The sequence below is a fragment of the Gracilibacillus phocaeensis genome, from assembly GCF_900626275.1.
In the GTDB taxonomy this organism is placed as follows: Bacteria; Bacillota; Bacilli; order Bacillales; family Amphibacillaceae; genus Gracilibacillus; species Gracilibacillus timonensis.
On record NZ_LR131145.1, the window covers coordinates 454,327 to 469,966 of the forward strand.

The 15,640-nt window shown below is 35.8% G+C and carries 12 protein-coding genes; all 12 read right to left on the reverse strand.

Features of this window, described 5'->3' with window-relative positions:
- Positions 1–151 precede the first annotated feature (151 nt).
- The 12 genes from E0E32_RS18300 to E0E32_RS18355 all read right to left on the reverse strand — a co-directional run bounded on the left by E0E32_RS18300 (position 152) and on the right by E0E32_RS18355 (position 15,633).
- Positions 152–2,071: a beta-L-arabinofuranosidase domain-containing protein gene (locus tag E0E32_RS18300; protein ID WP_130860402.1), complete on the reverse strand. Its 1,920-nt coding sequence runs from the start codon at positions 2,069–2,071 to the stop codon at positions 152–154.
- Between the two features lie 19 nt (positions 2,072–2,090).
- A complete protein-coding gene (locus E0E32_RS18305; protein WP_165445074.1) occupies positions 2,091–3,395 on the reverse strand; it encodes an ABC transporter substrate-binding protein in 1,305 nt (434 codons plus the stop codon).
- Positions 3,396–3,464: 69 nt separating this feature from the next.
- The gene (locus tag E0E32_RS18310) at positions 3,465–4,352 is read right to left on the reverse strand and encodes a carbohydrate ABC transporter permease (RefSeq protein WP_350308635.1); all 888 of its coding nucleotides are present in this window, start codon (positions 4,350–4,352) and stop codon (positions 3,465–3,467) included.
- Positions 4,342–5,226, reverse strand: a complete 885-nt coding sequence (locus tag E0E32_RS18315) for a carbohydrate ABC transporter permease (RefSeq protein ID WP_130860404.1) — start codon at positions 5,224–5,226, stop codon at positions 4,342–4,344. The genes E0E32_RS18310 and E0E32_RS18315 overlap by 11 nt, the downstream gene beginning before the upstream one ends.
- A gap of 129 nt (positions 5,227–5,355) precedes the next feature.
- Positions 5,356–6,900, reverse strand: coding sequence for a response regulator (locus E0E32_RS18320; protein WP_130860405.1), 1,545 nt, complete (start codon positions 6,898–6,900; stop codon positions 5,356–5,358).
- Between the two features lie 31 nt (positions 6,901–6,931).
- Positions 6,932–8,707: a cache domain-containing sensor histidine kinase gene (locus tag E0E32_RS18325; protein ID WP_130860406.1), complete on the reverse strand. Its 1,776-nt coding sequence runs from the start codon at positions 8,705–8,707 to the stop codon at positions 6,932–6,934.
- A 745-nt stretch (positions 8,708–9,452) separates the two neighbouring features.
- Positions 9,453–10,301: a metallophosphoesterase family protein gene (locus E0E32_RS18330; protein ID WP_130860407.1), complete on the reverse strand. Its 849-nt coding sequence runs from the start codon at positions 10,299–10,301 to the stop codon at positions 9,453–9,455.
- A 463-nt stretch (positions 10,302–10,764) separates the two neighbouring features.
- Positions 10,765–11,460 carry a DUF624 domain-containing protein gene (locus E0E32_RS18335; RefSeq protein WP_130860408.1) on the reverse strand — a complete coding sequence of 232 codons (696 nt, stop codon included), beginning with the start codon at positions 11,458–11,460 and terminating at the stop codon, positions 10,765–10,767.
- Positions 11,461–11,482: 22 nt separating this feature from the next.
- Entirely contained in the window at positions 11,483–12,361 is an 879-nt protein-coding gene (locus E0E32_RS18340) for an AraC family transcriptional regulator (RefSeq protein WP_165445075.1), read from the reverse strand.
- Between the two features lie 66 nt (positions 12,362–12,427).
- On the reverse strand, positions 12,428–13,588 hold the full coding sequence (locus tag E0E32_RS18345; RefSeq protein ID WP_130860410.1) for an iron-containing alcohol dehydrogenase: 1,161 nt from the start codon (positions 13,586–13,588) through the stop codon (positions 12,428–12,430).
- Between the two features lie 30 nt (positions 13,589–13,618).
- Positions 13,619–14,497 (reverse strand): 4-hydroxy-tetrahydrodipicolinate synthase, encoded by an 879-nt coding sequence (gene dapA / locus E0E32_RS18350; RefSeq protein ID WP_130860411.1) that lies wholly within the window; start codon positions 14,495–14,497, stop codon positions 13,619–13,621.
- Complete coding sequence (locus E0E32_RS18355) at positions 14,494–15,633, reverse strand: sialidase family protein (RefSeq protein ID WP_130860412.1); 1,140 nt, start codon at positions 15,631–15,633, stop codon at positions 14,494–14,496. Before E0E32_RS18355 ends, dapA begins: the two co-directional genes overlap by 4 nt.
- Positions 15,634–15,640: the final 7 nt, after the last annotated feature.

Consider the following 15,640-nt stretch of genomic DNA (forward strand, 5'->3'; position numbering starts at 1 on the left):
GTGTCGGTGTGCTTGCCTGCGTCGCATCCTTTATGGGTGCGTGGATTGAAATTTGTCTTGGTACCGGCGCACTGCCTTCACTAGTCAACGAAAAACTGGGTTAGCCTCACAAACATAACCCAGTCACTTCTATAATAAACTTATCTATTTTTCAAAGCTTAATAAATGGCATCTCCGTCATTCTTAAATTGGTACATCCATAAGGTAAAAGCTTAACTTGCTTCACTTCACTCATTGGCTTTCTACCTGCTGGGGTTCTAGTAACTACCCCATCTTTTTGGGGCCAATCAATTTCTACTACCTTTGCCGAAGCTTCAAGTGGTGGTTCAGCAGGATTAAAAGGCATATCCGCCACCTGATGGAATTGAAAGTCTATCTCCTTATCCACATAAGCATAATTCCATGGTGAAACAGGAGTCACTTCATAATCGCAATGTGGATAAACGCGTAATGTCTCGTTCTCACCATAGTCTATTTTGTTCCACTCTTCTTCAATGGCTATCGATAATAAGAGTGGCCCTCTTCTAACTGCGATCATCTCCTCTGGCCTATTTATAAATTCCGACTCATAGTATAAGATCACATCGATCGTTTCTCCATCTGTCCATACCTTAGATATATGATAGTATTCCCCACTCTTTGCCTGCTTTCCATTTATCGTTGCACTTGAACAAAAGGCCGGGACCCTAATATCTATATCAAAGGCACAAGGCCGCTCCACCTGAACGGTGAACTGCATAGTGTTACGAAAAGGATAGTCTGTTTCAAGGTCGATCTTTACCTTTTGATCATTGATAGTGGTTTCTACCTCTGCAGGTGCAAATGCAGTACAAGCGATCCCTTTTTTTGTTTTCATAAAAGTGGATAAGGCAAACTTAGGCCAGGCTTGGTTAAAATTAGCAGTGCAACACCCAAAATGAGGTTCTAACCCAAATATATGAGCCTCTCCATTATTCGTTCGAAATGGCTGTTTTCCTTCTTCAATTCTGCTACACTCCACCTGATTGACCATCTGATCATACTGATGAGACCACATATCTGGGCTAATTGCTGCAGGCAAAGCATTATAAGCGATATACTCTAGTTGGTCTGACCACTTTACATCACCAGTTACTTGAATAAGATTCTCTAGCGAATACATAAACTCTGCTACTGCACATAGTTCGGTTCCTTGGGTAGGACTGTTTCCCGACAGACACTCATCTCCTGTAAATATACCCGTGGCCGTGCCATGGAAAGTTAATAATTGCTCAAGCATTTTATCTGCAAATTGCTGATCAGTCTCTTGTTTACTTATTCTGCTAAACAAAGCTAATGATTTCACTGCCATTGCTTGATTTACTACATGACTCATTTGGCTCCAATGTCCAGAGGAATTGGGCTTTTCATAAGGCCAGTCTTCATATAAAGAGGCATAGTCAAACCCCTGTGCCTTTAATTTAACGGCTAGCTGAAGCAACCATTCTTCTTGTTTCCTTTCATAGAGCCAATATAGAGGGATTAGCATTTCGAACCACCTGGTAGAAGCCCAATCAAAGATAGTAAATTGATCAATATGCTTGTCGAAATTCACCATCGCTCGATGAACAACCTCTTCTACTCTTTCATCCTTACTACAATCATGGTAAACTACCAACACTTTTAATAGTAGAAATAAGGCCCACATATCATATTGGCCTCTCTTTTCTTTAGGACATGGGCAAATCCAGCCATCTTCTTCTTGTCCGTCTATAATAGCATCCATATACTTTTTGGCACGCGCTTTCATATCTTCATCATCTAATAAATAAGCTAGAGGGATAAAACCATCTAACCAATAAGGCACCCGCTCCCATCCCTCTTTATCTCCACCAATCCATTTACTGTCTTTAATATCTGGCCAAAACTTATCAAGATTACCACTGAGTCCTTCTGCTTGAATCTGAAGCTGGCGTAATAGCCAGCCCTTGGGTTTTATCTCGTTGGTCGTTAACGGTTGAAACGTTAGTTCTGCAATCGGTTTTGTCTTCATTTTGTTATCCCACCTTTTGTCCTTCAGCACTCTAGCAATAGAGTGCACAGAGATTTGCATGCCCTGTACACTCCAATCATTATTGATTCGCTTCCTGCAACAATTCCTCTAATATTGGAGACAATTCATCAGCTGCCTTATCTGCTTCTAATTCATCTAACCCCACTAAATCAAACTTCTTCATCGATTCATTCATTACTTCTTGCCAGTTATTCGTAAAAGGAACTTCCCTTGAATACTCTACGGATTGATACAATACTTCTTTTTCTTCTGCATTTAATGGATTAAACATATCACTTTCTCGTTCCTCAGCTACTGATTTTAATATTGGTATGCCACCTAGACCATGATCCACCAGGATATTTTCAGCTTCTTCGCTCATAAAGAATTCAATAGCTTGCCATGCCTCTTCTACATGGTCAGAACCTTTATAAACCACATATTTGTCGATAAAATTAGGTGTAACAGCTTCTCCATTTGTACTCCTTGGAATCGGCGCAACTCCCCATTCAAATGAATCAATCTCTGCAAAAGAAGGTACCGTCCATTGACCATCCACAATCATACCCAATCTCCCTGTTTTAAATAATTGATCGATTGGCATGGTTTCTGTTTCTGCCGGTGTAGGGGAAATACCTGATTGAATAAAGCTTTGTAAGAATGTTAAAGCTTCTTTTGATTCATTCGAATCTACAATGGGGTCTGTCATGTCCTCATTAATCAACCCTCCATTATTTGACCATAAATATGGAATAGAGCGTTCAGGAAAAAAGTCGACATAAGCACCATACTGTTTATTCCCCCCGGACCCTTCAGTCATCTGCTCTGCCGCTTCTCTAAACTCCTCCCATGTCCAAGCCTCTTCCCAATTTGCAGGCGGATAATCAATTCCTGCTTCATCAAATAGAGTTTTATTATAATACATAGCCAAAGTGTAGATACCAATCGGCGCACCATATATATTGCCATCTGTATACTTCGTAAAAATAGAATCAAAATAATCATCTTTATTTAACGATTCTACAAATGGTGATAAGTCTTCTAATTGTCCCTTAGAAGAATACATTGGCATATAGGCTACTCCAATTCTTCCAATATCAGGCGGATCTCCAGCAGCTATTTGAGCTGTCATTTTTTGATTATACTCATCCCAGCTCCCTGGTAATCGTTCTAATTTTACATGGATATCTGATTGCGATTCATTAAAGGCATCCACAATCCCTTGCCACCCTGGCATCTCCTCAGTACCTGCTACAATGGACATTCGTAACTCTACTTTATCGCCACCCCCATTATCTCCCTCTGAATTGGCATCGTTGGAGCACCCAGCTATTAGCAAAACAATAGACACTATCAACATATTCAAAAATGTAATCCTTTTCATTTTAACCCTCCTTCTATTCATTTTCAAATTTCTATTTATTCATGCGGACTTCTGAATACTTACAATAAACTACCCTTTTACTCCGCTTAATGTAATCCCCTCAATAAAGTATCTTTGTGCAAATAAATAAATAATTAATACAGGAATAAGGGATATAGCAGAGGCTGCCATCAATACTGTCCAATCTGTGGTGTAAAGCCCTTGGAAAGAAGCAATAATTAACGGAATAGTAAACTTCGACTCATCATCCAAATAAATAAGTGGTGCCAAGAAATTATTCCAATTTGCCATAAAAGTAAAAATACCTAAAGCAGCAAGGGCTGGTTTACAATTTGGCAGAACTATCTTCCAATAAATCTTCCATGTATTCAATCCATCAATTCTAGCCGCATCTTCTAGTTCTGTTGGAAATGTACTCATAAATTGCCGAAGCAGAAATACGCCAAAGGCATTGGTTAGAATCGGTGGTATAATAAGCGGGAGATGTGTATTCACCCAGCCAATTTCTTTGAATAACATAAACATAGGAATCAGGGTTATTTGTCCAGGTATCATCATCGTTGCTAACAACACCACAAATAGAAAGTTCTTCCCAACGAAATTCATTTTGGCAAATGCATAACCCGCCATGGAACAGCTTATTAAAGTGCCTGCTGTCACTAATCCCGTAATTTTCAAGCTATTCCAGTAAGCCAAGCCAAAGGGTAAAGCGGACCAAGCCCTGCTGTAATTATCAAACTCAAAAGGATTTGGAATGAGACGAGGCGGATATTCAAATACAGCACCTTGTCCCTTTAATGAGGTAGAAATCATCCATAGAAAAGGAACAAGCATAACTAGTGCACCTGCAATTAAAACAATATAGATAAAACTATTCATCATATATTGTCCCATACTTTTCCCATTTTCTTGTGTGTCAGACCTTTTGGAACGATTAAATGTCATACTAGGCATCATAATTCACCCACTTTGAAAATTTAAATTGTAACAGTGTGAAAACTAAGATGATAACAAATAGGATAAAGGCTATCGCAGAAGCTTCTCCCATTTGAAAAAATTGAAATGCCTTGTCATAGATGTGCAATACAAAGACATTGCTTGCGTCTGCTGGACCTCCTTTTGTCATCATATAAGGTTCGTTAAATATTTGAAACGAGTTAATCAGTAACATAACAAGGACAAAGAATATCGTTGGGGACAATAACGGAAAGGTTATTTTCCAGAATTTTTGCCAAGCATTTGCCCCATCGATGATAGCGGCTTCATAAAGTTGCTTGGATATGCCTTGCAAACCTGCTAGAAATAAGATCATATTATACCCTATCCCTTGCCATATCGTCATGAAAGCAATAGACGGTAGAGCCCATTTTAAACTAGATAACCAACCTGGTCCTTCAATCCCAATGAACCCTAAGCTTGAATTAATCAAACCAAAATCAGGATTATACATCCATGTCCAAACTAGTGCTACTGCGACAGATGAAGTGACAACAGGCATAAAATACGCCGTTCGTAAGATGACTTTTCCCTTGATGTTTTGATTAAGCATCAGAGCTATGATTAGAGAACCGATCATCGTTAAAGGGATATTAATCAACGCAAAAACCGAGGTATTCCTTACTACTTTCCAAAAGACAGAGTCCGATAACTGCTTTGTATAATTTTCTAAACCTAACCATGTAGGTGTTGAACCAATGTCCCAATCCGTAAAACTAATAGCGAATGCAAAGATAATAGGACCGATAATAAATAATGTAAGCCCTATCATTTGTGGCCCTATAAAAAGATATGCCCACATATTTTCGCGTGCCCTTCTGCTAAAATGAAACATGTGCTAACCTCCTTTTTGTTAAAATTGTGATCACAAGGTTAGTGTAATGTACTTTTGAGATATCGACAATGTAGCGATGATTAGGTTTTGTTTGTTCATATTAAAAACCTCCAAACACTTTAGAGGTTTTTAATCACTTATCGTAATTTCCAACTGATTGCGGTATTGTTTGGGGGTTAATCCACTATTTCGTTTAAACATTTGACTGAAGTATCTCCCATTTACATATCCAACTTGCTCAGCAATTTCATATATTTTTAATCGAGGATTTTCTAATAATTCTTTTGCCACTTGATATCGATAACTCACTAAATACTCACTGAAAGTTTCACCTGTTTCCTGTTTGAAAAGGACACTCAGGTAGCTTGGATTAATACTTAAATCGACCGCTACATTTTTTAGCGTAAGATCACAATCATATCTCTCTGCAATCATCTTTTTTGCTCTTTCAATGATATAATTTTTCTCTTTTATTTCTCGTTCATTCACTTTTACAAAGCATTGCATCACTTGTTGATAAAACCATTCCTGCACAGCGCTTGGATTTGGAAAAGATAATGAGTTTGACTCATATTTAATTAATAAACTGTTGGTAATCTTCACTAATAAACTATTAACATAATTATTTAATTCCTTAAACATCATATGCTCAAAATAGACAGTGAGCTGATCAAATGACTTCTTTACTTCTCCCTTTCGGCCTAACTTTATCGCACTCACCAGGGATAACTCTAATTCAAACGGGATAATGGAAGGGTCTTTGTCAAAATCAAGAATATCATGATAATGAATAATTAATTGATCAGGCTTCGAATAATGAACGGCCTTTTTACTTTGATGATAAGATAAAGAGGCCTCTGCCATTAACGAAAGCTGCCCACCAACTCCCGCTTTCCAAAAGAATTGATGATTTTGTGCACATTTAATCCTTAATGCATGGAGTTTTTCTTTTAAACTATCCCAATCCAAGAATTCCTCTTTTTCACCTACTACTAATAATAGTATCTCATCTTGCGCATCCGGAAGAACGATGATTTCTAACTCCTTCGAGAAAAGGTTTTTGGTCAACTCCTCTAAAATTTTCACACGTTGCCCCAATGATAGTGGTTTATTTTGAACGATCGTAATCACAACAATATCGGTCTCTGAACCCCACTCATCTTTATGTGAAATATCTATATTTCCGATATGTCCCCCATACAATAAATTTCGAAAGGCCTTTTCTGTAATCCATTTATTATAATGATTCAATGAATCATGTAAATCTTGTTTCTCTTGTTTTTCTTGCTTCTGTTCTATCAAAAGAGATTCTGCCTTCTTTAACACTTTTATAATGTCCTCAGCTTTCGTAGGTTTTAAAATGTAATCAAGGGCACCGTTTCTTAATGCTTGTTGGGCGTATTCAAACTCAGGATATCCTGTGAGTAATATAACCATACTTTCAGGATGCAATTCTTTACTCTTTTGTAAAAGGGTTAAGCCATCCATTTTCGGCATACGAATGTCTGAAATAATTAAGTCAGGCTGATACTGTTTGATAAGCATGAGACCCTCTTCACCGTTTGTCGCCTCCCCGACTAATTGCCAATTCCCATCCAAGTTTTCAATGACCTTCTTCAATCCTGTCCGAACCATATATTCATCATCAACTAGTAGCAATTTATGACTGTACAAATGATTTCACTCCTTTTCGTAGCTCCGTTTCTTACAAATTTTTGTTTTGAAAATAAAGAGGTAACCTAATAGTAACCTTGGTTCCTTCACCTAGCCGGCTTTCTATATTGATACCATAAGCGGAACCAAAGGTAAGTTTAATCCGTTCGTCTACATTATGCAGCCCAATACCACCATTGATTTGCTGTTCCTTTTGAAAAGACTCGATTTGTGTTTTCGCAATACCGATGCCATTATCCTCCACTATCAAGATTAGATTTCCTTGTTCCTCTCTGATGGATATAACTATCCTTCCTTTTCCATCCCTTTCTTCAAGCCCATGATGGACGGCATTTTCTACAATTGGTTGTAACATCAGTTTAAGCACCTTGGCATGTTCAAGTCTTTCCTCCATATGAAATTCAAAATCTATACTGTCTCCTGTCCTAGCAGATTGTAAATTAATATAGTTTTGCATGTTGTCAACTTCTTGTTTCAGTAAGACAAGTGAACTTTCATTACCAATGCTGTAGCGAAGCATACTAGATAGGGATACAATCAACCCCCCGATTTTCTCCTCCCCTTTTACATATAACATCCAATACAAAGTATCCAATGTATTATAAAGAAAATGAGGATTAATCTGAGCTTGCAGGGCTTTTAATTCTGCTTGTTTTTCTTTCATTTCTCGCTCATATACCTGTTTAATCAATTCATTAATCTTGTAAATCATTCGATTAAAACTATTGCTTATCGATTGAATCTCTCTATTTTGTTTTAAATTCACACGTACCGAAAAATCGCCTTTCTCTACTGTTTTCATGGTAGTTATCAATTCCATCAAAGGATCGGTTACACTCTTCGTTATTTTAGACGATAAAAAAATGGTCAGGATCACCCAGACGATAACGATGATTAGGAGGATTTTTTGAACTTCCCATAATCCTTCTGTAATTTCATCAGCTGGGACTAAACCCACTACACTCCAGCCCGTTTCCTCTGATTGATCGAATGCAATAAAATAATCCGTACTGCCAATTTTCTCAATCACACTATCCGTATTTTCCTGGTATCTATCTGATACGTTTTCGAATATTTTTTCATCTAATTTCGTTCCTATACTTCCTCTCAACTGACTAGTAAGGATTGTTCCCGTTTGGTCCAAAATGAATGTACTTCCAGTCTGACCCATCTCTAATTCTGCTATTAAATCAAAGATTAAATTTTCTGATATGGTAAATGATAAATAGCCAATTGGTTCAGTAGAGGGACCTAATACATTCTTGATAGCACGACGCCCTACAACCAAATTTTTCTGAAGTGAAGAAGGGTTTGAATTTGCATAGCTCCATATTACCTTACCCTTATACTGATCCAACTGGTCTATCTTATCAGGCGATAACTGTAACTCATTTGGCTTATTTTCAGTAGTAACCAAAAGACTGCCATCATTAAGATAGATGGAGGCAGATGTTATATTACTATTATCTATGATGAAACCCGTCAGCACTTTTCTTAAATCTTCTCTTGTACTATAATCGGCAGCTTGAATATTTTGTGGGTTTAAACTTTCTTGTATTTCATTGTTCGTTAATACCGGAATAGAATCTTCAGCAAATTGTTTTAGCTTGGAATCAATCTCCTGATTGGTCTGTTGTAATATTTGAGTTACATATTTTGAAGCATTTTGATTGATTATTTGGGAACTCTTCATATACATCACAACAGATATGAATATAACTGGTATGATAGCAATACAAATAAAACTAATAAGTAGAATAGATTTCAAACTGGTGTTATTATTTTTTTGTAAACGTTTCGATTTCATATGTCCTCCCCGTTGTGCAAAATCGTTTACTTAATAAAAGCATCCCCCCCTTCGATGAGATAGCGCTTTCAAAAATGTATAGCTATTTCCTTTTTACTTAACAGTAATCACCTTCTTCATAACATATCAGCTGTTTTACATTCGATAAAAAAAGACAGCCTTTTTAAGAACTGTTATGTTACTTTAGTTATAAGGGACAGGTGAATTATAATTATTATATATGACCTTCATAAGAAAGCAAGCTAGTTTTATATATTGTATAATAAAGGAAAAAATCGGGTGAGAAATTATAATAATAGGAGTGGGGAGGCGGGCGAATAACGAATGTATAAAAATGAATGAGAGAGAATTTATTTCTAAATTTACCTAAGCATGCAGGAAAGACTTTTTGTCCCTGCATGCTTTTTAATATTTTTAATATTTACTAGTTTACGCAACCCATCATACTATTGTTTAGTAATGCATCTCATAAATTTATTCTCAATCTTTATAAACCAACTCCATTTCCTTCACTTCCTCATTGTTTGATAGTAATCTAAATAACTCAGAAAACCTTTTCTTATTTATTCCATCAACATGAATATTTATCCTCCGTAACTCAGGTGTCTCGTTGGTAACAGAATATTTATGAATATGAATATCCTGGGAACTTATTTGTTCCATAAAATCTGGTATATTCTGTTCTTTCAAGCACAAAATTCGACACACCATATCCTTATTCTTTCGACGAATAGATTTACTAAATTTATTTAGGACTACCAGACTGATTAATCTGTAATTCAATTACTCTTCCACCACGTGGCAGATCACCATAGCAGTTAAAACCTGTAATTCTTCCAAAGCATAACTTTATTCCATGGTAACTCCCTTCGAAATCATTATCATGATCATGCCCGCAGAACACACCTTTCACTTGTTTGTTTAATAGTAAAGAGGTAAATAAGCCTGTATTTACTGCTGGCGAAGAGACTTCTTCATATTTATAACCGTATGCTTTACCATTTTTCCAGGCTTCATGATATTCAGGGAGTGGAATATGGAGGAATAATAGATCTTCTGTTGCTTGCTTTTTCTCCTGCTGATAAAGGCCTGATACATCATAAAACCAATTCACTTGTTTGGGATGAACAAATTCGTAAGTACCAATTTCAAGTGGATCATTGGCGCCACTATCTACTATATAAAGGACATGCGCTAGATCTCCGTTTTGCTCCCTTATTTCCACACAATAAGATTCTCGGTCTTCCACAATAAAACTATGTTTCTTTTCAACGGCATGTAATAGTTTACGTTCTAATATTCTTAAGTCAGATCTAGTAATTCCTTCTTCGGTATCATGGTTACCATATGTGACTGCAATCGGTTTCTCTATACTATTAAATACTTCAATTAGTTCATGAAAACTCTTTTCAGGATCGGTTACACCCTCAGACCAGATTAAATCTCCTGTCACCACAATTAAATCAGGATCGATTTCTTTAACTGTAGACTTGATCAGATCAAATGTTTTCTGGTCATCTGCATTTAAAGGGGTTTCCCCTATGTGTAAATCAGTTAATTGTAAAACTTTAAAGCTATCTTTATTTTTTAACATCACTATTAACCTCCATCTATTGTAGTTTATAACCATGCGTATATTTATCGTATGGAATAAATTGTGTACCTGCAATAGGTCTTGTAACAATTTTTGTCTTGATGGTAGGGGATAGGTTGTACAGTGATTCTTATACTTTTGACGTTAGATAGTTAACCACAAATAGGACAGGAAATTGACTGATAAGTAAAAACAGTTTTATGGAGGTAGGAGGCTAGAGAGTATGAAATAGCACCTATCACATTTACTTTTTATAAGCTTGTTAATTCGGGGGATTAAAATTTCATAAACATAGTGTATACTTATTCAAACACATTCATTTCCAAATTTATACACTTAGTTATTAATTTTACTTCCAAATATTATTCAAACTGCCGATGTACAGTTTATCAACAGTTTGAATAATTGAATGAGTATACCTATTTTTAGTACAGGGAAAAATAACAGATTATTATTCGTCAAATTAATTTTCTTCCTTTATTTTCTTTCGAGTATCCATTTGTACTTCTCTCAACAACAATAAAATGGTATAAGACGTAAGACTGAATACAAATAGAGTCATATAACTTGGAAATAGATAGGTAAGATTCACAGCCAAAACGATCGTAAAAATCAATACAATAGTTGTTTTCCAATAAGTGATTACACATGAAAAACAATATTTCATGAGATCCCATGTCTTTAAGTGAAACATAGCAAGCAAAGGAAAAAAGTATAACATGCTCAAAAGACAAATTATAAAAAGAAACCAAAAGAATGGCACAATATAGCTGCCCATAATGCTTTCTTGGAAGAATTCAATATCTTTATATAAAAAACAGATAATAAACAGTAAGCAAAACCAAGCTAAGAGACTTTGTTTAAAATTCTGAAAATAACTTTTCCAATATTGTGTAAAGCTAAATTCTTTTGTATCAATAAAGATTTTCATCGTACTAAATAAAGCAACAAGAGAGGGGCCAAGCGGGATACAACAGATAACAAACCAAAAGCCAGTTGGTTCACCTAGATTAAACCCTTGTAGGAGTACGTAATATATTAATAAACTGTTGGTCATCAAGAAACTAAAATTAGCATAAAACATACAGCTAACAAAAGAACAAATCGATATAATGGTGCTGTTCCAACGGTTTAATTCTGCAGTATTCACTCTAGTCATATTAATCTCCTTATCGTTTTCTTTAATTTCGTAATTTTTCTTTGTAGGCGTTAGGAGAAAGCCCAGTTATTTTTTTAAATATTTTCGAAAAATAAAATGGATCAAGCACTCCAACTGAGGCAGCAACTTCTTGGATCGATAGATTTGTCTCCTGCAGTAATACCAAAGCGTTTTGAATCCGAATTTTACTAACATATTCCGGAATACTCATGCCTGTTTCCTTCTTAAATTGTCTAGACAAGTAAGAACGACTATAACTCACGTGTGTGCATAGCATGTCTACATTTAAATTCATGTAGTAATTTTGTTCAATAAATAATAATGCCTTCTGAACCATATCCTGAATTTCCAGGGTTTTAACCTTATTTCCGTTAGATGAAACAATTTGTGAGATATGATGCAATAATTGCAGAAAATAACCCAGACAAAGAAATTGTGCATCATCGTCATTTGCTAGTTCATTAATTAACAGCAATAATTTATTCGTTATATCATGTGTTATAACATTATGAATATTGCAATGCTGCAAATCCAATCCTAGAATATCTAATAAATAAGCAAATTGATCCCCGTTGAATGAAACCCATATTATCTCCCATGGATCATCCTGATCGGCAAAATAATAATGTTTTTCTCTGGGAAATAGAACAAACATATCACCAGTGCTGATTAATTTATTGGTACACTTTCCTTGTGTTAAATAACCCTTTCCATTTACTACAAAAACCATTTTGTAGTTTTCTAATACCCTTGGACCTACCACATGATTATGATTGCATTTTCTGTGACCTGCCCATGTGATATAACTCGAATGTTCCTTCTGTTTTCGAGAAGGTGAATGAAAATATTGAACAATATACTCCTCCACACTATCACCTCGATGTGTCTTAACGTTTGCCAACAATACTGTTTATATTAAAATAATACGTTTACTGGTCATTTAAATCTATGGTACTGATACCCAAGTTTATAAAATACGATTATACACCTCATAAATATCTTTAGATGATAATTTTTTAGGATTTTGATCTAATAACCGTGTTACTTTTGCTGCATTTCTCACTAAAAAATCAATATCATAATCCCTCACGCCAAATGAAGTAAGTGTCTTAGGAATGCCCAAATCCTCCATTAACTCATATAAATATTCAATAACCTTCTCTGGGGCATTATTTTCCTCATACCTTTTCTCATGAAGCATATATGGAGCTACCTTTTTCAACTGCTCTCTAATAGCATCTTTATTCATTTCCATCACATGAGGTAGCAATATCGCGTTAGATACACCATGTGGGATCTTAAATTTTCCACCTAGTGGATAAGATAATGCATGTACAGCAACCGTAGAAGATGTAGCCAAGCACATTCCCGCATAAAAAGCGCCAAGTTGCATATTCAACCTTGCTTCCATATCATTTCCACGATGGTATGCTTGCTTAATATTCCCACAAATCAGCCTAATCGCTTCCATTGCCATTAATTCTGAAAATGGATTATTCTTTAAAGAAATATATGATTCTAAAGCATGACACAATGCATCGATTCCTGTCGAGGCAGTTAATTTTTTTGGTAACGAAACTGTTAATTTTGGATCCAATATTACATAGTTTGGTGTGAATTGCTGATGAATAATACCGATTTTTAAATCTTCTTCCGGAAATAATACAATGGCATTAGCAGTAGCTTCTGCTCCCGTTCCAGATGTGGTAGGTATCATAACTGTTTTTATCGTTGTATAATCATCAGCTTCAAGTAACTGTAAATCATATAACAAGGATGGATTTTTCAAGGTCAAACTCATAATTTTTGCCGTGTCCATTACGCTTCCGCCACCAATAGCAACGATAATGTCAGGTTCAAATGTTTTGATATCTACATGTATTTTTTTGATATCATCAATTGTTGGCTCTGGTGGCACTTGACGATAAACTTGAACAGCACAATCATTTTTTTCTATTAAACGTATAGCATTGTTGATAAAACCTGCTTCCCACATTCCTTGACCAGTCAATATACATACACGCTTTGCTTGTTCATATGTTAGTATTTTTGCTATGTCATTCATGCTATTTTCGCCAAAAAAAACTTTGTTTGGAAATAGCACGCTATAATTTAACATTTCGCTCATAGATTTATTCCTCTCTCCATTCTCTCTAAATTACTCCATCAATTGATTTAACGCTTGCATAATGACTCTATCTGTTTCATCACTTTCTATATTAAATGGGGATCTTGCCGGCCCAACTGATTCACCTAATAAGTTAAGTGCACGTTTAATAACGGAATTAGGGTTCCCCAAGGTAAATGTGTCTCTGATAGGCCTTATACTATCCTGTATTTCCTTTGCCTTCGATATATTACTATTTTGGTATTTCTCATAAATACTTACCATTTTCTCAGGAAATAAATTGCACACCCCTGAAATACCACCATTTCCACCTGCTAATAATGTCCATAAAATTAGCGAGTCATTACCACATAGAACGATGAATTCCTGATCTGTCTCTTCAATGTATCTTAGTGTATTGTCAAAATTACCGCTGCTGTCCTTTATTCCTACAATATTCTTATGTTTAGCTAGTAAAACCACTGTTTGATAATGAATATTAATGCCTGTTCGAGCAGGAATATTATAAAGAATAATTGGTATCTTACAATGCTGCGCAACATGTGAAAAATGAGCATGCAGCTGTGCTTGAGAAGCTTCAGCAAAATACGGTGCAATAATTGATACCGCGTCTGCTCCTGCCTCTTGAGCATAATTGGTTAATGTGATAGTTTCCTGAGTCGTAATACATCCTGTTCCAACTATAACAGGTATTCTTCCCCTTACTTCGTCTATTACAATTGATATGATTTGCAATTTTTCCTCATAAGTAAAGGCGTAGAATTCACCATTCGTTCCTAAACAAAAAATAGCTGAAACATTGCTGGCAATTTGACGATTAATCTGAATTCTTAATGCTTCTTCGTTAATCGATTCATCCGTATATAGTGGTGTTACAATAGCAGGAATAATGCCTTGAATTTTGATCATTTAACTCCCTGCTCCTCTCCAGTCACCCAATTTTCAGTAAATACAATATGCTTCATTGTTTCTCGATTACCGAACGAATATGCTGCATGAATCAAACCATTTTTGTCTTGCATAATACACGGGTATTCATATCGTCTGTTCTGTGATCGGTTTTTATTACCGCAATATCCTTCACCTATTTCAATATGTCTTCTATAAGGCCAGCTTCTACCATTGTCTTCAGAAATCGCTACTGTAACAGGGCATCTCTCAAAAGGCCACACCGTAATATCCTGTAAATCATTAAAACGTAAATGGTTATAGATCAAAGCTAAATTACCGCTTTGCAGTTTAATCGCTGAGATACTAGAATTATTATTAGGCAACTCCGTTCGAATTGGTTCCGTCCACGTATCTCCATTATCGAAAGATTGGGCAAAATAAATATTATCGGCTGCCCTACTTCTAAATAATCCGATGACATGTCCCTTTTCTACTTCCAAAACATTACAATGTACTCGCCCTCGACTATTTGGGATTTTTACTGCCTTCCATGACTTACCTTCATCGTCTGATATATTGACTATCGTGATATCACTTCCGTTGTGACTATCATCATCAAAACAAATCCAATTCTCAAATAACCACCTTCCATTAGCAAGCACTTGTATTTTTTGTCTGCAAAATGAACCTTCACGATCAAACATGACTTCTGCTGAACCCCAAGTGTATCCATTATCAGTAGATATTTTTCGATAAATTTTTGAGGTGTATTGTAGATTAAACCTTACCCCCTCAGCTGATTCTTTTGAAACTTGCGCAGTATACATTGCCCATATTTCTCCATTTGGATGTAAGAACAGTGAAGGATTTTGTTCACTGTATCCATTATTATCAGATATGATAACAGGGTCAGACCATTGGTTTTCTCCCTTATTTAACCTTGATAATACAATACTAATGTCTGCATTTCCCTCGTCTGATCCAGCAAACCAAGCACAAAGTAAATCACCATTCGATAGTTCCAATAAATCACATGCATGATTAGAATCAAAAGAACTGGGAAGTAAAGATTCCACTATATTCAATCGCTCGTTCTTATATAAATTCCCATCCATTTTTATATCTGGTAACGTAATTAAATTTTTGTTTTCCATGATACAA

Excerpts from the sequence above, each read along its gene's own strand:
- E0E32_RS18315 (WP_130860404.1), bottom strand. The coding sequence starts at position 5,226 with ATGTTTCATTTTAGCAGAAGGGCACGCGAAAATATGTGGGCATATCTT.
- E0E32_RS18330 (WP_130860407.1), bottom strand. The coding sequence starts at position 10,301 with ATGTTAAAAAATAAAGATAGCTTTAAAGTTTTACAATTAACTGATTTA.
- E0E32_RS18325 (WP_130860406.1), bottom strand. The coding sequence starts at position 8,707 with ATGAAATCGAAACGTTTACAAAAAAATAATAACACCAGTTTGAAATCT.
- E0E32_RS18300 (WP_130860402.1), bottom strand. The coding sequence starts at position 2,071 with ATGCAAATCTCTGTGCACTCTATTGCTAGAGTGCTGAAGGACAAAAGG.
- dapA (WP_130860411.1), bottom strand. The coding sequence starts at position 14,497 with ATGATCAAAATTCAAGGCATTATTCCTGCTATTGTAACACCACTATAT.
- E0E32_RS18345 (WP_130860410.1), bottom strand. The coding sequence starts at position 13,588 with ATGAGCGAAATGTTAAATTATAGCGTGCTATTTCCAAACAAAGTTTTT.
- E0E32_RS18305 (WP_165445074.1), bottom strand. The coding sequence starts at position 3,395 with ATGAAAAGGATTACATTTTTGAATATGTTGATAGTGTCTATTGTTTTG.
- E0E32_RS18310 (WP_350308635.1), bottom strand. The coding sequence starts at position 4,352 with ATGATGCCTAGTATGACATTTAATCGTTCCAAAAGGTCTGACACACAA.
- E0E32_RS18335 (WP_130860408.1), bottom strand. The coding sequence starts at position 11,460 with ATGACTAGAGTGAATACTGCAGAATTAAACCGTTGGAACAGCACCATT.
- E0E32_RS18355 (WP_130860412.1), bottom strand. The coding sequence starts at position 15,633 with ATGGAAAACAAAAATTTAATTACGTTACCAGATATAAAAATGGATGGG.